This window comes from Povalibacter uvarum (assembly GCF_014202975.1).
Lineage (GTDB): Bacteria > Pseudomonadota > Gammaproteobacteria > Steroidobacterales > Steroidobacteraceae > Steroidobacter > Steroidobacter uvarum.
Genome location: NZ_JACHHZ010000001.1, coordinates 830,089 through 851,463, shown reverse-complemented (window position 1 = coordinate 851,463; position 21,375 = coordinate 830,089). Strand labels below are relative to the sequence as shown.

Genomic DNA, 21,375 nt, shown 5'->3' with positions numbered 1-21,375 from the left:
GCCAAAGCCAGAACCGGTCACAGATCCTGCGAAGTCGCCGTCAAAGCGCCGAACGCCGACTTTCTGCCGGTTGTCCGCGCCTCCGCGACCGGGATGATCAGCAGCCCCGCGTCGGCTGACTGACCTCACGGCGCAGGCTTTCCGGCAGACCCGACGTCCTCTGCCGCCGTAATGCGAAAATCCATTTCCGGTTCAGGCAGATGCAGCAGTCGTGGGGCCAGTCGAACGGTCATGCCCGACAGGGTGGGGACGATCTCCGGCATTGCAAGACAACGCCCCCCTTAACTACAGCACTTGCGCGATCCGCGGGATGAGGCAACGGCTGACTTGGACAGCGGACCATCGATCGATTTGATACGTTACGGCCCCGCTTCGCAGGACCCTGGCAGGAATGACGAAAACGCTCTCGGAAAAGCAGCGCAAGCATCTGCGCGGCCTCGCCCACAGTCGCGACCCGATCGTCCTGATCGGTCAGGGCGGACTGTCAGAGGGCGTGACGAAAGAACTGGATACCGCCCTCTCCGCCCACGAGCTCGTGAAGGTGCGCGCCCGGGTCGGGGATCGCGAGGAACGCGATGCGATCTTCGAACAGCTGACCCGGCAGACGACGAGCACCCTGGTGCAGCGGATCGGGAACGTCGGGGTCTTCTATCGACCCCACAAGGACAAGCCGAAGATCATCCTGCCGGCCGACTGAGCTTCCAGAGCAATACCAGCACGCTCAGGCAGGCGCCAAGGAACAGCACGGCCGAGACGCCGTGCAACATGCCGAACCGCGCCATATCTCCCGCGGCGCGAGCCTGAGACATCAGCGGCCCCAGAATCAGGTAGCTCGCCAGCGGGAAGCCGGCGGCCAGCGCAACCCACAGCCGCGGCACCGTGATCTTTCCGGCAAAGCTCAGCACGAGCAGCAACCCGCCGATCCCGACGCCGATCCAGGTTTCGATGTGGAAGAAACGACCAGCCAGTTGCCCGGCAAGCCGGCGGTCTTCGAGGATGGCGAACAAGGAAGGAGCGACGATGCCGCAGATCGTCCAGAGGCTGCCTGCCCAGAAGGCAACGAGGATAAAGGCCGCGCGGGACAGCATCGTGGACCTTACCGCCGCCGGGATCGCGGTCAGACGTATTTGACCGACATGATCTCGTAGGAACGAGTGCCGTTCGGCGCCACGACGTCGACGATATCTCCCTCGGACTTGCCGACGAGCGCGCGCGCGATGGGGGAGGACACGGAAATCCAGCCGTTCTTGATGTCGGCCTCGGCGTCTCCAACAATCTGGTAGACCACCTTGTTGCCGTCATCCTGGTCTTCCAGGTTGACCGTCGCGCCGAAGACGACCTTGCCGTTCGCGACGACGCGGGTGATGTCGATGATCTCGGAGTTCGACAGGTGGGCCTCGACGTCCTTGATCCGCCCTTCGATGAAGCTCTGCTGTTCGCGTGCGGCGTGGTACTCCGCGTTTTCGCTCAGGTCGCCATGACTGCGCGCTTCCGCGATCGCCTGGATGACGCGCGGACGATCCTCGGTCTTGAGGCGCTTCAACTCGGCCCGCAGGCGCTCCGCGCCCTTCAACGTCAAAGGCATCCGCTTCACGATGCCACCTCTTGATGCAGATCCTGGAGACGGTTCACGTCCGTCTCGTTGATGTGTGCGATGGCGTCGCAGGTGGCGAGACCTGCCGTCACCGTCGTGTAGTAGGTCACTCGCTTGTGGACCGCTTCGCGCCGGATGGAGCGCGATTCGAAGATGGCCTGCTTGCCTTCCGTCGTGTTGACGATCAGCGAAATCTCATCGTTCTTGATCATGTCGACGATGTGCGGCCGACCCTCGCGAACCTTGTTCGCGCGACGGCACGCAATACCGGCATCCGTAATCGCTTTCGCCGTGCCCTCGGTCGCCACGATCTCGAATCCCTGCGCGACGAGTCGGCGGGCAAGCATCACTGCGGACGGCTTGTCGCGCTCACGCACGCTGATCAGGCAGACGCCGCGCGTCGGCAACGTCACGCCCGACGCAAGCTGCGCCTTCGCGTAGGCTTCGCCGAACGAACGACCCGTGCCCATCACTTCGCCCGTCGACTTCATTTCCGGTCCGAGGATCGGATCGGACTCGGGGAATTTCGCGAACGGGAAGACGGCTTCCTTGACCGAGAAGAACTTCGGCACGCGCTCGGTGGTCAGTCCAAGCTCCTTGAGCTTGCTGCCCGACATCACGCGCGCGGCCATTTTTGCGATCGGCACGCCCGTTGCCTTCGACACGAACGGCACCGTGCGGGAGGCACGCGGATTCACTTCCAGGATGTAGACGATCCCGTTCTGGATCGCGAACTGGATGTTCATCAGACCAACGACGTTGAGCCCACGAGCGAGCTTCCGCGTCTGCTCACGCAGTTCGGTCTGCAGCTCCTCACTCAGGCTGTTGGGCGGCAGTGAACATGCCGAGTCGCCGGAATGGACGCCCGCCTGTTCGACGTGCTCCATGATTCCGCCGATGAAAACGTCCTCGCCGTCGCAGATCGCGTCGACGTCCACTTCGATCGCGAGGTCGAGGAACCTGTCGAGCAGCACGGGGCTGTCGTTCGACACCTTCACCGCGTCCGTCATGTATATGCGCAGATCGTCTTCGTTGAAGACGACCTCCATCGCGCGTCCGCCCAGGACGTACGAAGGCCGCACGACGAGCGGGAAGCCGATCGTCTTCGACATCGTGATCGCCTGGTCTTCGGTCCGCGCGGTACAGTTCGGCGGCTGCTTGAGGCCGAGGTTCTGTACGAGCTGCTGGAAACGTTCGCGGTCTTCCGCAACGTCGATGGCATCGGGCGTCGTACCGATGATCGGTGCGCCTGCCGCTTCGAGCGCGCGGCACAGCTTCAGCGGCGTCTGGCCGCCGTACTGCACGATCACGCCGGCCGGCTTCTCCTTCTCTATGATCTCCATCACGTCTTCAAACGTCAGCGGCTCGAAGTACAGGCGATCCGACGTGTCGTAGTCGGTCGACACCGTCTCCGGATTGCAGTTGACCATGATGGTTTCGTAGCCGGCGTCACGAAGCGCGAGCGCGGCGTGGACACAGCAGTAATCGAATTCGATGCCCTGCCCGATCCGGTTGGGCCCGCCGCCCAGGATCATGATCTTCTTGCGGTCGGACGGATTGGACTCGCACTCCTCGTCGTACGTCGAATACATGTACGCGGTGGAAGTTGCGAACTCCGCGGCGCAGGTGTCGACGCGCTTGTAGACGGGCCGCACACCGAACGTCGTGCGGCGCCGGCGAACACTGGCCTCATCGATACCCAGCAGCGTCGCAAGACGGCGATCGGAGAATCCCTTGCGCTTGAGCGTCCGGACGCGGTCGCGATCGAATGCTTCCAACCCTTTGGCCTGCACCGTTTGTTCCTCGCGAATCAGGTCGGCGATCTGCGCGAGGAACCAGCGATCGATCTTCGAAAGCGAGTAGACCTCTTCCAGCGACCAGCCGGCGCGCAGGGCATCGGCGGCGTAGCGGATGCGATGTGGCCCCGGCATGCGCAGTTCTTCGCGAACGCGCTGACGCTCTTCATCGCTGAGCGGGAGCTTGACGATCGGATCGAGGCCGTCCGCGCCGGTCTCGAGGCTGCGCAGCGCCTTCTGCAGCGATTCCTGGAACGTGCGACCGATCGCCATTGCTTCGCCGACCGACTTCATCTGCGTCGTCAGGCGATCGTTGGCGCCGGGGAATTTCTCGAACGTGAAACGCGGGATCTTCGTGACGACGTAGTCGATGGTCGGCTCGAACGACGCCGGCGTGGCACCGCCGGTGATGTCGTTCTTCAGCTCATCTAGCGTGTAGCCCACCGCAAGCTTCGCGGCGACCTTCGCGATCGGGAATCCGGTGGCCTTCGAAGCCAGCGCCGAGGATCGCGACACGCGCGGATTCATCTCGATGACCAGCAGCCGTCCGTCGTCCGGGCTGACCGCGAACTGGACGTTCGAGCCGCCGCATTCGACGCCGATCTTGCGCAGCACCGCGATGGATGCGTTGCGCATGCGCTGATATTCCTTGTCCGTCAGCGTCTGTGCTGGCGCGACGGTGATCGAGTCGCCCGTGTGCACGCCCATCGGATCGAAGTTCTCGATCGAGCAGATGATGATGCAGTTGTCCGCGCGGTCGCGGACCACTTCCATCTCGAATTCCTTCCAGCCGATCACCGACTCTTCGAGCAGCACTTCGCTCGTTGGCGAAGCGTCGAGACCGCGCTCGACGATCTGTTCGAACTCTTCGCGGTTGTAGGCAATGCCGCCGCCCGAGCCGCCCATTGTGAACGACGGACGAATGACGGTCGGAAAGCCGATCTCGGCCTGGGCCGCGAGCGCCTCTTCCATGCTGTGAGCGATCCGGGATCGCGGCGATTCGAGGCCGATCTCGCGCATCGCGTTGCGGAAACGTTCGCGATCCTCAGCCATGTCGATCGCTTCGCGCGAAGCGGCGATCAGCTCGACGCCGTGCTTCTCGAGCACACCTTCGCGCACGAGGTCGAGCGCGCAGTTGAGCGCCGTCTGGCCACCCATCGTGGGCAGCAGCGCGTCGGGCTTCTCTTTCTCGATGATGCGTTCGACGGCGCGCCAGTTGACCGGCTCGATGTAGATGACATCCGCCGTTTCCGGGTCCGTCATGATGGTCGCCGGATTGGAGTTCACCAGGATGACGCGGTAGCCCTCCTCCTTGAGCGCTTTGCAGGCCTGCGCGCCTGAATAATCGAACTCGCACGCCTGGCCGATGACGATCGGGCCGGCGCCAATGATCAGGATGCTCTGGATGTCGGTACGCTTGGGCATCTCAACTCTTGATGTAGTGGCAATCAGCGTTCAGCGACACGACGCGAGGCGTCCTTCGCCGCGGTCTGCGCATTCAGTCGTTCATTGATCATCGAGACGAACTTGCCGAACAGAGCGCGCACTTCGTGCGGGCCCGGGCTCGCTTCCGGATGTCCCTGGAAGCTGAAAGCCGGTCGATCGGTGCGCTCGATGCCTTGCAGGGAGCCGTCGAAGAGCGACTTGTGCGTCACCTTCACGTTCTGACCGAGCGTGGTCTCGTCGACGGCGAAACCATGGTTCTGGCTGGAGATCAGCACGCGGCCGGTCCCGATATCGAGCACCGGATGATTCGCGCCGTGGTGCCCGAACTTCATCTTCACGGTCTTGGCGTCGCTCGCGAGGCCGAGCAGCTGGTGGCCCAGGCAGATACCGAAAACGGGAATGTCCGTTTCCAGGAACTTGCGGATCGCCTCGATCGCGTAGGTGCACGGCTCCGGATCGCCGGGGCCATTCGACAGGAAGATGCCGTCCGGATTCAGAGCCAGCACTTTTTCAGCGGGCGTCTGCGCCGGCACCACAGTGACGCGGCAGCCGTAGTCGGACAGGGAGCGCAGGATGTTGCGCTTGATACCGAAGTCGTAAGCGACGACGTGGACGCGCTGACCCGGGCGAGCCTTGGGCCCCTGCTCCAGCGCCCAGTTCGTGCCCTCGTTCCACTGGTAGGTCTTCTTGGTGGAGACGACCTTCGCGAGGTCCATGCCTTTCAGGCCGGGGAATTTGCGTGCGGCGTGAACCGCCGCGTTCGCGTCCGCTTTCTCGCCCGTCATGATGCAGCCGGCCAGCGCGCCCTTCTCCCGGAGGATTCGCGTGAGCTTGCGAGTGTCGATGTCGGCGATCGCGACGACTTTGCCCTTCTGCAGGAAACTCTCGAGGGACTCCGCCGAACGCCAGTTGGCGTGCACTTCGGGCAGATCGCGAATGATCAACCCCGCGGCATAGATCGACGCGGCTTCCAGATCCTCGGGATTGGCGCCGGTGTTGCCGATGTGCGGGTATGTGAGAGTGACAATCTGTCTGCAATACGAGGGATCGGTCAGGATCTCCTGATAGCCGGTCATGGCGGTATTGAAAACCACCTCGCCCGTCGTATTGCCCTTTGCGCCGATCGAGCGGCCAGAGAAAACCGTACCGTCCTCAAGCGCGAGTACAGCTGGTGTTGTCACATCAGCTCCTAATCAGTGAATTTCAGGCGCGTACGCGAACAGCGGGAAAGGCTTGGCCCATCCCGCTGAACAAAAATATCGCCACGTGCTGAAGGCGGCAGTCTACGCGAGTGAGTCAGGTGAGGGAAGAAGAAAAACCCGCATGCACATAACAGCGGCTTCATCTCACCGGTCATTCAATCCAAGCACGTCCTGCATCGAGTACAGGCCCGGCTTGCGTCCCGCGAGCCAAGCCGCCGCGGCGACTGCGCCCCGCGCGAAAGCCATGCGGTCGCTGGCGCGATGCGTCAATTCAATGCGCTCGCCGATGCCTGCGAACGTCACTGTGTGGTCGCCCACTACGTCCCCGCCGCGAAATACCGAGAATCCGATGGCGCCACGACCGCGGGCGCCTGTATTGCCTTCGCGCGCCATCTCGGCCACGGCATCCAGAGACACCCCGCGTCCCTGCGCCGCCGACCGGCCGAGCGCGAGCGCAGTCCCTGACGGCGCATCCTTCTTGTTGCGATGGTGGGCCTCGAAGATCTCGATGTCGTAGCCGGCGTCCAGCCTGGCTGCAGTCATTTCAACGAGCTTCAGCAACAGGTTCACGCCGAGGCTCATGTTCGGAGCGCTGATGACCGGGATTCTCTCGGCCGCCCGAGCGATTTCCTGGCGAGCCGCTTCGTCATGACCTGTCGTGCCAATGACCACCGGGCGTCCGGCAGCCACGCAAGCGCGCAGGTTGCCGGCCGTCGCTTCCGGCAGCGTGAAGTCGATCGCCACATCAGCGTCGCGAATGGCGAGCGCGACGTCGCCACTGATCGTCACTCCGCGACGCGTGCTGCCGAAAGGTTCGCCGGCATCCTTGCCATTCCACTGGCTGGAAGGCGATGCGCTGGCTCCCGTGAGCTTCGCTTCCGGTCTTTCATCGATTGCAGACAGCAGCGCGCGCCCCATCCGACCGCTGACACCGAGAATCGCAACACGCAGGGCGGGATTCGTCATCGGTCAGCTTCTCATCGTGCCGAAGAAACGCTTCACGCCGTCGAGCCAGGTGCGCTCGCGCGGACTGTGGTTGTGCGAGCTCGTGCGCATCGTCGAGTCGAACTGCCTGAGCATCTCGCGCTGTTCCTCGGTGAGATTCACGGGCGTCTCGACGACGATGCGGCAGAACAGATCGCCGACCGCCCCGCCGCGCACAGGCTTCACGCCCTTCTCGCGCAAGCGGAATACGCGACCTGACTGCGTTTCGTTCGGGACCTTCAGTTCGACGTTGCCGCCGAGCGTCGGGACTTCGACCGTGCCCCCCAGGGCAGCCGTAACGAAACTCACGGGGACTTCGCACGAAAGATGGCTGCCGTCGCGTTCGAAGATCGCATGCTCGCGAACGCGGATCTCGACATACAGATCGCCGGCCGGGCCACCGTTGCGCCCTGCCTCGCCCTCGCCCGCCAGACGAATCCGGTCGCCATTGTCGACACCGGGCGGGACCTTGACCGAGAGAGTCTTGCTGCGCCGGAGGCGACCCTGCCCGAGGCAGCTGTCGCAGGGCTGCGTGATGATCTGGCCACGCCCCTTGCATCGCGGGCACGTCTGCTGAACAGCGAAGAAGCCTTGCTGCATGCGAACCTGGCCAACACCATTGCAAGTCTCGCAGGTTGCGGCCTTGGAACCGGGTGCGGCGCCGCTGCCTTTGCAGGGCTCACACTCACCCAGCGTGGTGAATTCGACGGTGGAGTCGTGGCCGAACACGGCCTGTTCGAGATCGAGTTCGAGGTCGTAGCGAAGGTCGGCTCCGCGAAACACCTGCTGGCGTCCGCCGCGGCGTCCGCCGCCGAAGATGTCGCCGAACACATCACCGAAAATATCGCTGAAGGCATCGCCCGCACCGAACCCGCCGCCGCCACCACGTGCCGCGAGTCCCTCGTGGCCGTGCTGATCGTAGATGGCGCGCTTCTGAGCGTCCGTCAGGACCTCATAGGCTTCTTTCGCTTCCTTGAATTTCTCTTCGGCCTCGTGATCGTCCGGATTGCGGTCCGGGTGATACTTCATCGCCAGGCGACGATAGGCCTTCTTGAGCTCGGCCTCGGTCGCCGTTCGGGAAACCTCGAGGACGAGGTAGTAGTCGCGCTTGGACATCAGACTTCGTGTTGACGACGGACGGTTGATGGTGGACGGCCGGATGCAAACCGCCCGGAGCCAGTCTGTTGTAGTTTCATTTCCGCATCAGCCTTTGCAAAAAATCCCTCTCCCGTCGAAACAGGAGAGGGACTCACGTCTATTCTGGCCATCGACCGTCAACCGTCAACGGCCAACCGGTTTTATCAGTTGCCGGCCTTCTTGTCCTTGACCTCTTCGAACTCGGCGTCCAGGACGTCGTCCTGCTTGCCGCCGGCCTGACCCGCACCGCCGGACGCGGCACCTTCCGCCGAAGCACCGGCGTTTGCCTGTGCGTAGGCCTGCTGTGCAATCGCGCCCGAAGCTTCAGCCAGCGCCGCAGCCTTCTTGTCGATGATGTCCTTGTCGTCGCCGCCGATCGCCTTCTTGAGGTCCGACACCGCCGATTCGATCTTCGCGCGATCGGCCGCCTGCACCTTCTCGCCCAGATCCTTCATCGCCTTCTCGCTCTGATGGATCAGCGCATCGGCCTTGTTGCGCGACTCGACGAGCTCGCGGAACTTGCGATCCTCTTCGGCGTGCGACTCGGCATCCGCGACCATCCGCTTGATGTCGTCGTCGGACAGACCGCTCGACGCCTTGATGACGATCTTCTGTTCCTTGCCGGTGGCCTTGTCCTTCGCCGACACGTTCAGGATGCCGTTCGCATCGATGTCGAACGTGACTTCGATCTGCGGCATGCCGCGGGGAGCCGGCGGAATGCCTTCGAGGTTGAACTGGCCCAGCGACTTGTTGTCGACGGCGCGCTGACGCTCACCCTGGAGCACGTGAATGGTCACGGCGCCCTGGTTGTCGTCGGCCGTCGAGAACGTCTGATTCGCCTTGGTCGGAATCGTGGTGTTCTTCTCGATCAGCTTGGTCAGCACGCCGCCGAGGGTTTCGATACCCAGCGACAGCGGCGTCACGTCGAGGAGCAGCACGTCCTTCACTTCACCGGAGAGCACGCCGCCCTGAATCGCGGCGCCCACGGCGACCGCTTCATCGGGGTTCACGTCCTTGCGCGGCTCCTGGCCGAAGTAATCCTTCACGGCCTTCTGCACGAGCGGCATGCGGGTCTGACCGCCGACCAGGATGACCTCGGAGATATCCTTCAGCGCGAGACCGGCATCCTTCACCGCGATCTTGCACGGCTCGATCGTGCGCTGAACCAGCACCTCGACGAGCGACTCGAGCTTGGCGCGGGTGAGCTTGATGTTGAGGTGCTTCGGACCCGACGCGTCCGCCGTGATGTACGGCAGGTTCACTTCGGTCTGCTGGCTCGACGACAGCTCGATCTTCGCCTTCTCCGCGGCTTCCTTCAGGCGCTGCAGGGCGAGCGGATCACGACGCACGTCGACGCCGCTTTCCTTTTTGAACTCTTCGCCGAGGTAGTCGATGATGATCTTGTCGAAGTCCTCGCCGCCGAGGAACGTGTCGCCGTTGGTCGCGAGCACTTCGAACTGGCGCTCACCGTCGACGTCCGCGACTTCGATGATGGAGATATCGAACGTGCCGCCGCCCAGGTCGTACACCGCGATCTTGCGGTCGCCGCCCTGCTTGTCCATGCCGTACGCGAGCGCAGCCGCCGTCGGCTCGTTGATGATGCGCTTCACGTTCAGGCCAGCGATGCGGCCGGCGTCCTTCGTCGCCTGGCGCTGCGAATCATTGAAGTACGCAGGCACGGTGACGACAGCTTCGGTCACCGGCTCGCCGAGGAAATCCTCGGCCGTCTTCTTCATCTTCATGAGCACGCGCGCCGAGACTTCCGGCGGCGCCATCTTCTTGCCCTGCACTTCGACCCAGGCATCGCCGTTGTCGGCCTTCGCGATCTTGTACGGAACCATGCCGACGTCCTTCTGCACGACGTCGTCTTCGAAGCGACGGCCGATCAGACGCTTGATGGCGAACAGGGTGTTCTGGGGATTGGTGACGGCCTGGCGCTTGGCCGACTGGCCGACCAGCACTTCCTCGTCCTTGGTGAAGGCGACGATCGACGGCGTGGTGCGATCACCTTCGCTGTTCTCGATCACACGCGGCTTGCCGCCTTCCATGATCGCGACGCACGAGTTCGTCGTGCCGAGATCGATGCCGATGACTTTACCCATGGTCCACAACTCCTAAGAAAGCGTTCGAATTCAAAGATACGAAACTGGAATAACTGGCCAACTAGATGCGGATCGGCCGCAGCGTTTCAAGGCACGATCGCAACAAAGTGCGGTGACTTCGGCGCCGGTTTCCTGGAGCTGCAATGCTTCAGGAATGATCCGTAACTCATTGATATTTCATGCCAGAAATCACGGCTCGCGCGCCACGATGACGCGGGCCGGACGCAACAGGCGACCGTTGAGCTGGTAGCCCTTCTGCACGACCTGCAAAACGGAATTCGGCACGTGCTCCGCGGAGGGCTGGGCCACCATGGCCTCGTGCAGCTCCGGGTTGAACATTTCGCCCTGGGGAGAGATCTCGACGACGCCGGCCTTCTCGAAGGCCTTGCTGAGAAGTTTCAGCGTCGCTTCGCTGCCCGCCCGGAGCGTGTCGATCGTGCCCGCGGCATCGACGCCGAGCTCGAGGCTGTCCTTCACGGCGACCAGGTCATTGGCGAAACGGTCGATGGCGAACTTGTGGGCCTGCTCGACCTCTCGGGCAGAACGCTTGCGCACATTTTCCAGCTCGGCGAGCGCGCGCATGTACAGGTCTTTGCTCTCCAGGGCGCGACCCTCGGCCGCTTCGAGGGAAGCCTGCAAGGCCGCGACGTCGACGCCTGCGGGCGCCTGGTCGGAGGGCGGGAACTCAGCGGTCATGTCTGCTCATCTCCTCAAAATCACAAGACAGATCTGGTCACGAAGCAAATCCGACGCCCCCTGCGGGCCCGGGCAATACTCGTTCGCGGCCGTGGCGGCCGGAAGTCTCATTGTTGGGAATCTGCGGCTGGGCGCCGCGAATTCAAGACCGCTGGTTCAGCGCAGAACCCAGCAGTTTCGCGGTGATATCGACGATGGGGATGACCCGTTCGTAAGCCATCCGCGTCGGTCCGATGACCCCCAGCACCCCGACGACTTCCTGGTCCAGCGTGTACGGGGCCGTGACGATACTGCAATCGTCCAGGATGGTGTGGCCGGATTCGTGGCCGATGAAGATCTGCACGCCTTCGGCCCGCAGGCTGTTGTCCAGCAGATTGAGAATGTCCCGCTGCTGGGTGAAGGCATCGAACAGGCGCCGCAGCTTCTCGACGCTGGACAGCTCCGCGAAGTTCATCAGATTGGTCTCGCCCGCCATGACGTATTCCATCCTGCCCGTGGCCGGCGGAACGTCGACGACCTGCTGCGCGAGCAGGATCGCATCGAGCATCAGCTGATTGAGGGTCTCGCGGGTTTCCTTGAGCTGGGCGACCAGGTGATCCCGGATGACGCTCAACTCCTTGCCGGCCAGTTCCTGGTTCAAGTAGTTCGATGCACGGCGCAACTCGTCGGCCGAGTACCGGCGTTCGAGCTGCAGGATCCGGTTCTGGACCTCGCGGCCGTTGACCACGAGGACCGCGAGGACGCGGTTGTCGGAGAGCGGAATGAACTCGATCTGGCTGAGCGCGGCGTGGCTCTGCCTCGGAAGCGTCACCACACCGGCCATCCGCGTCACGCTCGAAAGCATCCGCGATGCGGCAGCGACCAGTGCCTTGGGATTGTCGACGTGCTCACCCAGGTGGCTCTGGATCTGCACGACCTTCGCCTGCTCGAGCGGCTCGTACTTGAGCAGCGTATCGACGAAGAAGCGGTAGCCCTTGTCGGTCGGCACGCGTCCGGCCGAGGTGTGCGGGGATGTCACGAATCCCAGCGCTTCGAGATCCGCCATGACGTTGCGGATCGTCGCGGCGCTCAACGTCAATCCGACGTCGCGCGACAGCGTACGCGACCCCACGGGCTGGCCGTCACGAATGTAATGCTCGACCAGTCGCTTCAGCAGCTGCTGGGCGCGTTCGTTCAGGAGGTCTTCGCCAGTCTCTGGGCTCATCTATCTATCGAAGCACTCTCGAAGCACCGGAACCGTCAAACCCATGTGACAGAAGGTTTTTTGCATCCATTCGCGGGATGCGCGGCGAAACTAGCACGGCCGGTCGCCGTGTCAAGCGACGTCGCTCCCACCTTGCCACGTCCTCTTCTGGCCCACATTGTGAGTGCACGGCGGTTACTGCCGCATGCTAAAAGGAGCGCCATGTCACCCGCTCCGCAGCAATTCAAATCCATCGCTCTCGTCGGCAATCATCAGGATGCGCGGGTGAGCGAATCGATCCTGATCCTTGCGGCTCATCTGCACAGCCGCAAGCGACGCGTCCTGCTCGGTTCGGACACCGAAGTCGATTTCGGATCCCTGCCGATCGAGCGCCATCCGGAACAGACCCTCGGCAGCGAAGTCGAGCTGATCGTCGCGGTCGGCGGCGATGGCACGATGCTGAATGCTGCCCGGCTCGCTGCGCCTTACGGCATTCCGGTGCTGGGTGTGAACCGCGGTCGCCTCGGCTTCCTTGCGGACATCAGCCCGGCGGACATTCGCGAGCGGCTCGACGACGTCCTCGAAGGGCGTTACGTGAAGGACAACCGCGCGATGCTGCAAGCGAAGCTGATCCGCGGAACTGAAGTAGCCGAAAGCCAGGCACTGAACGATGTCGTCGTCCAGAAATGGCAGACCGGGCGAATGCTCGATTTCGAAACCTGGATCGACGGCCGGTATGTCAACAGTCACGGCGGCGACGGCCTCGTCATCGCAACCGCGACCGGATCGACCGCTTACGCACTTTCCTGCGGCGGCCCGATCCTGTACCCGGAACTCGACGCCGTCGTTCTCGCGCCGATCTGTCCACATACGCTGTCAGACCGGCCGATCGTGATCCGCAGTTCCTCGTCGATCGAAGTGCGACTCGTCGAGCGGCCCGATGCGAATGCCCAGGTGATCTGCGACGGCGTCTCGCTCGGCGAACTGCTCGTGGGCGATCGCCTCGTGGTGACACGCGCCAGCTCGAATGTCACGCTCCTGCATCCGCCCGATCACGACTACTACAGAATCCTCCGCTCCAAGCTTCGCTGGGGCCGGGGCGATCGCATGATGCCGGGCAGTGCCACGGACTGACAGGAACGCTGCGTGCTCACTCATATACAGATACGCGATTTCGCGATCATCGATGCTGTCGAACTGGAACTGGGTAATGGCCTGACCGTCCTCACCGGCGAAACCGGCGCCGGCAAGTCCATTCTCGTCGACGCACTGCTCGTCGCGGCCGGCGGCCGCGCCGGCGCTGAAGTCGTCCGGCATGGAACCGAACGCGCGGAGGTTTCCGCGACATTCGGCGTGGAAGGCAACAGCGCGGCCCTCGATTGGCTCAACGAACAAGCGATCGAGCACGACGGCGAATGTGTCCTGAGGCGTGTCGTCGGCAGCGATGGTCGTTCGCGCGGCTACGTGAACGGACAATCGATGTCGGTTCAATCACTGCGGCAGCTCGGCGAAACGCTGCTCGACGTTCATGGCCAGATGGAATACCAGTCGCTCATGCGCCGCGCTGCGCAGCGCGACCTGCTCGATCGGAATGGCGACTACGATCCGCTGGTGCGCGCCGTCACCGAACAGTGGCGCACGATGAATTCGCTGCGCCAGGAACGCGACGAAGCCGCTGCGTCCGCCAAGGATCGCGATGCGCGCCTGGAAATGCTGCGATACCACCTGACCGAGCTGAACGCGCTCGATCTCAAGGCCGGCGAGATCGATGAGCTCGCTGCTGAAAGCGTGCGGCTTTCCCAACGCGGCAAGCTCGCGGAAGGCGCCCGCAACATCGTTCAGTTGCTGCGCGAAACGGAAGACGTCAGTGCCGAGCAGTCCGTCTCGCGTGCACTGACCATTGCACGAACACTGGGCGATCTGGACCCGCAGTTCACCCCCATTGCGCGACTCATCGACGAATCGCTGATTGCGCTGCGTGAAGGCGTCGAGTCCGTCGAACGGTACGAATCCAGCCTCGACGCGGACCCCGGTCGGCAGGAATGGGTCGAGCAGCGACTGGCGGCGATCGAAACCCTGGCACGCAAGCATCGAGTCGAACCGGCGGCGCTCATTGCGACGCAAGCGGAGCTCACCGAAGAGCTCGAGCGCCTGGAGAAGCTGGAGGCGTCGCTCGAGAGCATCGAAGCGCGATTGAAGGAAGCCGCCAGGCGCTTTCAAAGCGCCTGCACGAAACTGAGCACCGCACGCAAGGCCGCCGCGAAAGACTTGAGCGAACGTGTCAGTGCGTTGATGCAGACCCTCGGCATGCCGGGCGGAAAATTCCAGGTGCAGATCACGGCGCTCGCGCCGGAAGACGCAACGCAGTACGGCGCCGACGACATCGAATTCTTAGTCAGCGCCAACCCCGGTCAGCCGCCGCGACCGTTGGCGAAGGTCGCCTCAGGCGGTGAGCTCTCGCGTATCAGCCTGGCGATTCAGGTTGCTGCCGCGCAAACCGAAACCCTGCCCTGCCTGGTCTTCGACGAAGTCGACGCCGGTGTTGGTGGCGGTGTGGCCGAGATCGTCGGACGACAGCTGCGGACTCTGGGAGATCGCACGCAGGTGCTTTGCGTGACGCATCTGCCGCAGGTCGCGAGCCAGGCACATGGCCATGTGCGTGTCAGCAAACTGACGGACGGCAAGACGACGCGAACGTCGCTGCATCCGCTGACGATGAGCGAGCGCGTGGAAGAAATCGCACGCATGCTGGGCGGTGTCGACATCACCGACCGGGCCCGGGCGCACGCAGCGGAAATGCTTCAGGTCACCGCAACGCCGGCCCGTCCGGCCGGACGCGCGAAACGAAAATCCCGCTGATCAGGCCAACTGATCAAGACTTCGTGCGGGGGTTGTCGTGGGACGGACAGCCCGGCCGCTTGCAGCGTCCGTACAGGATCATGGAGTGATCCACGAGCTGGTAGCCGAACTTGCCCGCGATCTCTTTCTGACGCGCCTCGATGCCCGCGTCCATGAACTCTTCGACGCGGCCGCAGTCCAGACAGACGATGTGATCGTGATGCTCGCCCTCGTTCAGCTCGAAGACAGCCGTCGTGCCTTCGAAATGGTGCCGGGTCACGAGGCCCGCCGCCTCGAACTGGGTCAGCACGCGATAGACGGTGGCGAGGCCGATGTCTTCGTGGGATTCGAGGAGATGCTTGTAGATATCTTCAGCACTCATGTGGCGCGGCTGCGCCGTGCCGAGAATCTCCAGAATCTTGATGCGCGGCAGGGTGACTTTGAGTCCGGCCCGGCGCAGATCGTTGCTTTCCACGTGTCTGATCCTCTCGATTCCCGTGTCTTTGCCCTAAGGCAACGCCGCAAATTGCATGTGAGGCGGCGTCTGGGGCTACACCGCAAACGGCCGGCAGCAGCGCGCCAACGCGCTTTTGAGTATCATGCCGGCCGCATTATCACGCACCCGCCGCAGCTGCTCCACCCCGAAAATGGCGCAGGCGGCGATCGAGTTCGAGGTTGATCGAATGACCGCACGCAAGCTGATCGTTGCCGCATTGCTGACGACCGCACTGATTGGCGGCGCGGGATGCGTGCACCGCATCGACATCCAGCAGGGCAACTTCCTCGAACCGAAGGACGTCGATCGCGTTGCGGTCGGAATGACTCGCGTTCAGGTCCGTGCCCTGCTCGGAACGCCGATGGTCGCGGACCCCTTCGAGACGCAGCGCTGGGACTATATCTATTACCTGAAGAGAGGCCGGCTGGCCGACCCCATCCATCGCCAGTTCACGGTCTACTTCGAGGAAGACAAGGTCGTGCGGGTGGATCGCTCCGACAAAGCCTCGGAAAAGGATGGCGCGGCGACAGCTCAGACCGCGGAGAAGGCGAGCTAGGACTTCGGCTTCGTGCGCGCCGCTGCCTGTCGGCGCGCCTGCTTGGGATCGACGATCAGCGGCCGCAGGATCTCGACCCGATCGCCATCGCGCAATCGCTCCTCCACCGCGACGACCCGCCCGAAGATCGCAACATTGAGCGGCACTCGCGCCGCGTCGGGATATCGCTCCAGCAAGCCCGATTTCCGCACAGCGTCGATCACGCTGCTCCCCTCCGCGATTCGAACCGTGACGATCGATTGCCGCTCGGGCAACGCGTACACGACACGCACGGAAATCTGATCAGGCGTTGCTGGTTCCATAGACGGCACGGGCACGCGCGACGAACGAATCAACCAGCTGCGCGCAGCTCTTTTCGAACGTCTTCGACAACATCAGGGAGAGCATCGGATTGGCGAACTCGAACCGGATCGACAGGCCGATGCGCGTACCCCGCTCCCCGATCGGCTCGAAACTCCAGCGACCCTCGAGCAATTTGAACGGACCGTTCACGAGCCGCAGCTCCATGCTGTCCGGGGGACTCAGGATGTTGCGCGTCGTGAACTTCTCTTTGAGCCCCGACCGCTCCATCTCGAGCTCGCCGATGACTTCTTTGTCCGTGCGTTCGATCAACCGGGCCGCGGAAACCCAGGGCACGAAATCCGGATACCGCTCGATGTCCGAGACGAGCGCGAACATCTGGGCGGGTGTGTAAGGAACCAGCGCGCTGCGCTCGACGTGACGCATGGAAGCTGACAATGGCGGATGACGGCGCGATCGTACTTTGCCGCTGCCGCACTGGCACTCCTTTGCGGGCACTATTTTCGTCATGAGTGCGCCCGTGCGGCTACAATCCGCGACCCCTATGAACGCGAAGCAAGGCAAAAAGGCCAAATCGGACGACAATCCGCTCATCGCGGACAATCGCCGTGCGCGATACGACTACTTCATCGAAGAGACGTATGAAGCCGGCCTGTCGCTGATGGGATGGGAGGTCAAGAGCCTGCGTGCCGGCCGGGCGCAGATCAAGGAAGCCTACGTCTTCCTGAAGGATGGCGAGGCGTTCATGTTCGGGGCGCACATATCGGCACTGCCGACCGCGTCCACTCACGTGATCCCGGATCCGATCCGTACTCGCAAGCTCCTGCTCAATCGCGCCGAACTCAGCCGCCTGATCGGTGCGGTCGAGCGTCGCGGCTACACGCTGATTCCGCTCGAGCTGTATTGGAAGAACGGCAAGGTCAAGCTGCGTCTCGGACTCGCCAAGGGCAAGAAGGAACACGACAAGCGCGACACCTCTCGCGAGCGTGACTGGCAGCGCGAGAAGTCGCGGCTGATGAAGCACTCGCGCTGATTCCATTCTCCCCCGTTGCCGGAGTCCCCTGCCGGCGGTATCGTGACCCCGACTAGAAAAACGGGTACGGGCCGGCACGGTCCAAGCCCACATCGGGGGACCGTCGTGACGAAGAGAGCGCTTGCCAGCCTGCTGGCCGTAGTTGTCTGCTCCGCGTGTCAGAACAAAGCACCGGAAACCACCGAAGCCGCGGCGCCTCCATCCGCCGCCAAAGTGGATGCAGTCCGAATCATCCAGGCGGACAACGATCCCGCGAACTGGCTGACCCACGGACGCACTTACTCCGAACAGCGCTTCTCGCCGCTCGACAGGATCAACGCCGGGACCGTGAAGCAACTCGGTCTCGCGTGGTCGCTCGACCTCGACACGCATCGCGGCCAGGAAGCAACGCCGCTGATCATCGATGGCGTCATGTACTCCACGAGCGCCTGGAGCAAGGTGCAGGCCATCGATGCCGCGACCGGCAAACTTCTGTGGCAATACGATCCGAGAGTCCCGGGAGAATTCGGCGTCAAAGCGTGCTGCGACACTGTGAATCGCGGTGTCGCGGCTCACAAAGGCCGACTGTATCTCGGCGCACTCGACGGCCGCCTCATCGCTCTCGATGCGGCGACCGGCAAGGAAGTGTGGTCAGTCGTCACCGTTGATCAATCGCAGCCGTACACGATCACGGGCGCTCCGCGCATCGTCAAAGACAGGGTGATCATCGGCAACGGCGGCGCTGAGCTCGGTGTACGCGGCTACGTCTCTGCTTACGATCCCGCGGACGGCAAATTGCTGTGGCGCTTCTACACAGTACCGGGCGACCCGTCGAAACCATTCGAAGGCGCTCACCTGGAAAAGGCAGCCAAGACCTGGAACGGCGAATGGTGGAAGCTCGGCGGCGGCGGCACGGTGTGGGATTCGATGGCCTACGACCCCGACCTCGATCTCCTTTATATCGGCGTCGGCAACGGCTCGCCCTGGAATCAGCAGTATCGAAGCCCCGGCGGCGGCGACAACCTGTATCTCAGCTCGATCGTTGCGATCAAACCCGAGACCGGCGAATACGCCTGGCACTATCAGTCGACGCCGGGCGAAACGTGGGACTTCACCGCAACCCAGCACATCATCCTCGCGGACATCGAGCTCGAAGGTCAGCCGCGCAAGGTGCTGATGCAGGCACCGAAGAACGGATTCTTCTACGTGATCGATCGCACCAACGGGGCCCTCCTCTCGGCGAAGCCTTTCGTGCAGGTGAACTGGGCGACCGAGATCGACATGAAGACAGGCCGTCCGGTCGAAACGAAGGAAGCGCGATTCACTGATCACAAGATGCCGTTCATCGCGATGCCCGGGCCGTATGGCGCGCACAACTGGCACCCGATGTCGTACAGCCCGCAGACAGGGCTCGTCTACATTCCCGCGCAGGACGTGGGGTTCGTGTACATGCACGACAGCAAGTACAAGCCCGAGTCGATGGGATTCAACATCGGCATCGACAAAGTGGCAGTTCGTATGCCGGATGATCCGCAGGTGAAAGCCGCGGCACTCAGCACGGTTCGCGGCTACTTGAAGGCATGGGATCCCGTGAAACAGGAAGCGCGATGGACCGTCGAACATCCAGGCGCATGGAACGGCGGCATCCTGTCGACCGCGGGCAATCTCGTCTTCCAGGGCAACGTCGGCGGAGAGTTCGTCGCGTACAACGCGGCAGACGGCACGAAGCTGTGGTCCTTCCCGGCGCAAACCGGAATCGTCGCGGCTCCCGCGACATACGCGATCGGCGATGAACAATACGTCGTCGTTGTCGCCGGCTGGGGCGGCACATACGCCATCTCGGGCGGAGACGCATCGCGCAAAGGCGGGCCCGCGATCAATCGCAGCCGTGTCCTTGCTTTCAAATTGGGCGCGACCGGACAACTGCCGGAACCGGTTGCCGCCGCCGCTCCCGTGCAGCCACCCGAAGCATCGAAGGACAAGAAACTCATCGAGCACGGCATTGCGGTGTATCACACGCATTGCTCCGTCTGTCACGGCGACTCCGCCGTCGGCGGCGGCGTGCTGCCCGACCTGCGCTGGTCTGCAATCAATCGCGACGCAGCGGCGTGGAAGGAAGTCGTGATCAACGGCGCGCGCAAAGATCGTGGCATGGTCAGCTTCGCACCTGTCCTGAGCGAAGCCGATGCAGACGCCGCGCGGCAATACGTCATCTGGAAGGCGAATCAGGATTTCGCCTCGGCGAAGTAACTGACTGCTTCATGCGGTCGGCGAAGCGAGCGCGGAAGAAGAAGATCTCCACGGGGGGCACGGGGATCACGGGGGTCAAGCCTGCATGTATCTGCCCCCGGCTCCCCGTGTCCCCCGTGGAAAACTTCTGCGCTTTCCGCCCTTGCGTTTGAGCGTTCCGCCCCTACACTACCCTTGCTCTTGGGGGCGACCGGCTTCGACGTGGGTGGCGAAACTCCAGGTGCATGCCGAGTTGTAAGTAACTCGTAAAACTGCTTACAAACTTTATAGTTGCAAACGAAGACAACTACGCTCTGGCGGCTTAATCCCGCCTAACCCTCGCCTGGTATGTGCTTGTGCATCCAGAATCGGGGGACGCGCTCACAAGCTCGCGATCCAGTGTGCTCCAGGCTGTATCGCTAAACGACACTGAAGCTGGCTGTGCGTCTTCCCTGCCCTTCGGGTAGCGCATGGTGAGAACTAAAGAATGGGCTAAGCATGTAGATCTTGTAGCGTAGTGCTTACGGACGCGGGTTCGATTCCCGCCGCCTCCACCACTTCCCTTGTAGATCAGTTGGTTACGCCCGCTTCGGCGGGCTACCCATCATGCCGACCATCATCCCGTCTGCGCTTGGCGCTGTTGCATTTTTCAGCCCACAAGCGGAGATGACCATGCCCTATCCAGTCGACGATTCCCAGGACCGCGGCGTCCTGACCTTCTTGCTGCTCGCCATCATGGCGATCGGCGCCCTCCTAGTTCGCCGTCGCTATCGGGTGGTGTCCAATGTGTGAAAGACACCCGCCGGCGGTGAAGGCAAGCACCCTCGCAGCAAACTCAAGACGATCGAGGACGGCATCGCCGCCGATAACGCGAACTTCGTGCGGGCCTTCCTAGCCAGCGTCCAACCGCTCAGGGGCTGTACGTTCGGTGATTCCTTCGAACGTGGACGGTCAGCCGAGCGCGCGGGCGCGTCGCGACCCCTTCCGTTCGAAGCCGAGGCGCTGATCGACATCTACGAGGACTGTCTCAAGGGTCGGGGACCGCGAGAGGATCGCGAAGCCCGACCGACCGTGGAGATGCTCGTCGCGCTGGAAGGCCGACAGGGGCGGATCCAGCAGATATTCACGCTATGCCAGATCGGCACCCTTTGCGTCAGCGACTCGAGCAGATTGCTCGCAAAGAGGATTGGCGATCGCTCAACTCAGCCATCGAGCAGGTCTGGGGCACGAAGCACTATCGTGAGCTCGGCGACGCGCAGGAGCGGCTGCGTGATGCCCTGGCGGCCAGCATGGCGGATCCCAGCTGGCCGTGACCGACGGGGGCGACCAGCCCCCCGCTTGAATTCTGCGGAAGCGGAAGAAACGCTGGGCGCGCGTACCAAGGTAGACGCTCGATTCTAGAAGCTGGACAGCGCGACGGATGGAAAAGGCCCTGCTATTGCCGGGCAGGGCCTTCGAATCCTGGCGGGAATCGAACCCGCGTCTCCCCTTTACGAGAAGGGCGCTCTATCCGCTGAGCTACAGGGGCATTGTTACCGATGTAGTCCGACCGCCCAGCATGGGTAGAGTTCACTGGAGAATGTCCGCAGACCCCAGGCAAGTCCCCCCGGCTTCGTGAGACCGAAGCCCCGCCGGGCCGTCAGGCGGGGTTTTTCTATTCGTCGCCATGTCACGTTTTTTCCGCCGCCGTGACGAAGTCGCACTATTAGTCGAGGTGCGATCGACGTTCTACAGGTGCCGCTGTTAGATCCTGCTGGACGGCTGCCCGTTGCTGGCGATTTGGGGGCTTCGCGGACAACTGGTT

The 21,375-nt window shown here is 63.0% G+C and carries 19 protein-coding genes and 1 other RNA gene; 8 read left to right on the top strand and 12 right to left on the bottom strand.

What is annotated here, in order from left to right:
• The first annotated feature begins 391 nt into the window (after window positions 1–391).
• Window positions 392–697, top strand: a complete 306-nt coding sequence (gene yhbY, locus HNQ60_RS03660) for a ribosome assembly RNA-binding protein YhbY (RefSeq protein WP_184329643.1) — start codon at window positions 392–394, stop codon at window positions 695–697.
• Here the strand turns inward: yhbY and HNQ60_RS03655 are convergent.
• The 9 genes from HNQ60_RS03655 to hrcA form a co-directional block, all read right to left on the bottom strand.
• Window positions 678–1,088, bottom strand: a complete 411-nt coding sequence (locus HNQ60_RS03655; RefSeq protein WP_184329642.1) for a DUF4149 domain-containing protein — start codon at window positions 1,086–1,088, stop codon at window positions 678–680. The two genes, yhbY and HNQ60_RS03655, sit on opposite strands and share 20 nt — an antisense overlap.
• 29 nt (window positions 1,089–1,117) lie before the next feature.
• Window positions 1,118–1,594, bottom strand: coding sequence for a transcription elongation factor GreA (gene greA, locus HNQ60_RS03650; RefSeq protein WP_184329641.1), 477 nt, complete (start codon window positions 1,592–1,594; stop codon window positions 1,118–1,120).
• Complete coding sequence (gene carB / locus HNQ60_RS03645) at window positions 1,591–4,815, bottom strand: carbamoyl-phosphate synthase large subunit (protein WP_184329640.1); 3,225 nt, start codon at window positions 4,813–4,815, stop codon at window positions 1,591–1,593. Before carB ends, greA begins: the two co-directional genes overlap by 4 nt.
• Before the next feature lie 23 nt (window positions 4,816–4,838).
• A complete protein-coding gene (carA, locus tag HNQ60_RS03640; RefSeq protein ID WP_184329639.1) occupies window positions 4,839–6,017 on the bottom strand; it encodes a glutamine-hydrolyzing carbamoyl-phosphate synthase small subunit in 1,179 nt (392 codons plus the stop codon).
• Window positions 6,018–6,182: 165 nt separating this feature from the next.
• Window positions 6,183–7,004, bottom strand: a complete 822-nt coding sequence (dapB, locus tag HNQ60_RS03635) for a 4-hydroxy-tetrahydrodipicolinate reductase (RefSeq protein ID WP_184329638.1) — start codon at window positions 7,002–7,004, stop codon at window positions 6,183–6,185.
• Window positions 7,005–7,007: 3 nt separating this feature from the next.
• Window positions 7,008–8,138 (bottom strand): molecular chaperone DnaJ, encoded by a 1,131-nt coding sequence (gene dnaJ / locus HNQ60_RS03630; RefSeq protein WP_184329637.1) that lies wholly within the window; start codon window positions 8,136–8,138, stop codon window positions 7,008–7,010.
• A 185-nt stretch (window positions 8,139–8,323) separates the two neighbouring features.
• Window positions 8,324–10,261: a molecular chaperone DnaK gene (gene dnaK / locus HNQ60_RS03625; RefSeq protein ID WP_184329636.1), complete on the bottom strand. Its 1,938-nt coding sequence runs from the start codon at window positions 10,259–10,261 to the stop codon at window positions 8,324–8,326.
• Window positions 10,262–10,450: 189 nt separating this feature from the next.
• Entirely contained in the window at window positions 10,451–10,957 is a 507-nt protein-coding gene (grpE, locus tag HNQ60_RS03620) for a nucleotide exchange factor GrpE (RefSeq protein WP_184329635.1), read from the bottom strand.
• A gap of 142 nt (window positions 10,958–11,099) precedes the next feature.
• Entirely contained in the window at window positions 11,100–12,161 is a 1,062-nt protein-coding gene (hrcA, locus tag HNQ60_RS03615) for a heat-inducible transcriptional repressor HrcA (RefSeq protein ID WP_184329634.1), read from the bottom strand.
• 201 nt (window positions 12,162–12,362) lie between these two features.
• On the opposite strand from hrcA, the gene HNQ60_RS03610 reads away from it, so the two are divergent.
• Window positions 12,363–13,274 carry an NAD(+) kinase gene (locus HNQ60_RS03610; protein ID WP_184329633.1) on the top strand — a complete coding sequence of 304 codons (912 nt, stop codon included), beginning with the start codon at window positions 12,363–12,365 and terminating at the stop codon, window positions 13,272–13,274.
• Between the two features lie 12 nt (window positions 13,275–13,286).
• Window positions 13,287–14,999 carry a DNA repair protein RecN gene (recN, locus tag HNQ60_RS03605; protein ID WP_184329632.1) on the top strand — a complete coding sequence of 571 codons (1,713 nt, stop codon included), beginning with the start codon at window positions 13,287–13,289 and terminating at the stop codon, window positions 14,997–14,999.
• 13 nt (window positions 15,000–15,012) lie between these two features.
• On the opposite strand, the gene fur is transcribed toward recN, so the two are convergent.
• Window positions 15,013–15,453 carry a ferric iron uptake transcriptional regulator gene (gene fur / locus HNQ60_RS03600; RefSeq protein ID WP_184329631.1) on the bottom strand — a complete coding sequence of 147 codons (441 nt, stop codon included), beginning with the start codon at window positions 15,451–15,453 and terminating at the stop codon, window positions 15,013–15,015.
• A gap of 208 nt (window positions 15,454–15,661) precedes the next feature.
• Between fur and HNQ60_RS03595 the strand changes: the two genes are divergently transcribed.
• The gene (locus HNQ60_RS03595) at window positions 15,662–16,030 is read left to right on the top strand and encodes an outer membrane protein assembly factor BamE (RefSeq protein ID WP_184329630.1); all 369 of its coding nucleotides are present in this window, start codon (window positions 15,662–15,664) and stop codon (window positions 16,028–16,030) included.
• On the opposite strand, the gene HNQ60_RS03590 is transcribed toward HNQ60_RS03595, so the two are convergent.
• Window positions 16,027–16,332: an RnfH family protein gene (locus HNQ60_RS03590; protein ID WP_184329629.1), complete on the bottom strand. Its 306-nt coding sequence runs from the start codon at window positions 16,330–16,332 to the stop codon at window positions 16,027–16,029. The two genes, HNQ60_RS03595 and HNQ60_RS03590, sit on opposite strands and share 4 nt — an antisense overlap.
• The gene (locus tag HNQ60_RS03585) at window positions 16,313–16,840 is read right to left on the bottom strand and encodes a type II toxin-antitoxin system RatA family toxin (RefSeq protein ID WP_221303996.1); all 528 of its coding nucleotides are present in this window, start codon (window positions 16,838–16,840) and stop codon (window positions 16,313–16,315) included. The genes HNQ60_RS03590 and HNQ60_RS03585 overlap by 20 nt, the downstream gene beginning before the upstream one ends.
• A 34-nt stretch (window positions 16,841–16,874) precedes the next feature.
• Between HNQ60_RS03585 and smpB the strand changes: the two genes are divergently transcribed.
• The 4 genes from smpB to HNQ60_RS03565 all read left to right on the top strand — a co-directional run bounded on the left by smpB (window position 16,875) and on the right by HNQ60_RS03565 (window position 20,884).
• Window positions 16,875–17,363, top strand: coding sequence for an SsrA-binding protein SmpB (gene smpB / locus HNQ60_RS03580; protein WP_184329628.1), 489 nt, complete (start codon window positions 16,875–16,877; stop codon window positions 17,361–17,363).
• A 105-nt stretch (window positions 17,364–17,468) separates the two neighbouring features.
• Entirely contained in the window at window positions 17,469–19,592 is a 2,124-nt protein-coding gene (locus HNQ60_RS03575) for a PQQ-dependent dehydrogenase, methanol/ethanol family (RefSeq protein ID WP_221303995.1), read from the top strand.
• A gap of 182 nt (window positions 19,593–19,774) precedes the next feature.
• Window positions 19,775–20,128: a transfer-messenger RNA gene (ssrA, locus tag HNQ60_RS03570) on the top strand.
• 573 nt (window positions 20,129–20,701) lie between these two features.
• Window positions 20,702–20,884: a hypothetical protein gene (locus HNQ60_RS03565; protein WP_184329627.1), complete on the top strand. Its 183-nt coding sequence runs from the start codon at window positions 20,702–20,704 to the stop codon at window positions 20,882–20,884.
• Window positions 20,885–21,375: the final 491 nt, after the last annotated feature.

Coding starts and splice junctions, on each gene's coding strand:
- dnaK (WP_184329636.1), bottom strand. CDS start 10,261: ATGGGTAAAGTCATCGGCATCGATCTCGGCACGACGAACTCGTGCGTC.
- HNQ60_RS03590 (WP_184329629.1), bottom strand. CDS start 16,332: ATGGAACCAGCAACGCCTGATCAGATTTCCGTGCGTGTCGTGTACGCG.
- carB (WP_184329640.1), bottom strand. CDS start 4,815: ATGCCCAAGCGTACCGACATCCAGAGCATCCTGATCATTGGCGCCGGC.
- hrcA (WP_184329634.1), bottom strand. CDS start 12,161: ATGAGCCCAGAGACTGGCGAAGACCTCCTGAACGAACGCGCCCAGCAG.
- HNQ60_RS03610 (WP_184329633.1), top strand. CDS start 12,363: ATGTCACCCGCTCCGCAGCAATTCAAATCCATCGCTCTCGTCGGCAAT.
- dnaJ (WP_184329637.1), bottom strand. CDS start 8,138: ATGTCCAAGCGCGACTACTACCTCGTCCTCGAGGTTTCCCGAACGGCG.
- yhbY (WP_184329643.1), top strand. CDS start 392: ATGACGAAAACGCTCTCGGAAAAGCAGCGCAAGCATCTGCGCGGCCTC.
- HNQ60_RS03595 (WP_184329630.1), top strand. CDS start 15,662: ATGACCGCACGCAAGCTGATCGTTGCCGCATTGCTGACGACCGCACTG.
- smpB (WP_184329628.1), top strand. CDS start 16,875: ATGAACGCGAAGCAAGGCAAAAAGGCCAAATCGGACGACAATCCGCTC.
- grpE (WP_184329635.1), bottom strand. CDS start 10,957: ATGACCGCTGAGTTCCCGCCCTCCGACCAGGCGCCCGCAGGCGTCGAC.
- dapB (WP_184329638.1), bottom strand. CDS start 7,004: ATGACGAATCCCGCCCTGCGTGTTGCGATTCTCGGTGTCAGCGGTCGG.
- HNQ60_RS03655 (WP_184329642.1), bottom strand. CDS start 1,088: ATGCTGTCCCGCGCGGCCTTTATCCTCGTTGCCTTCTGGGCAGGCAGC.
- HNQ60_RS03585 (WP_221303996.1), bottom strand. CDS start 16,840: ATGACGAAAATAGTGCCCGCAAAGGAGTGCCAGTGCGGCAGCGGCAAA.
- HNQ60_RS03565 (WP_184329627.1), top strand. CDS start 20,702: ATGCCAGATCGGCACCCTTTGCGTCAGCGACTCGAGCAGATTGCTCGC.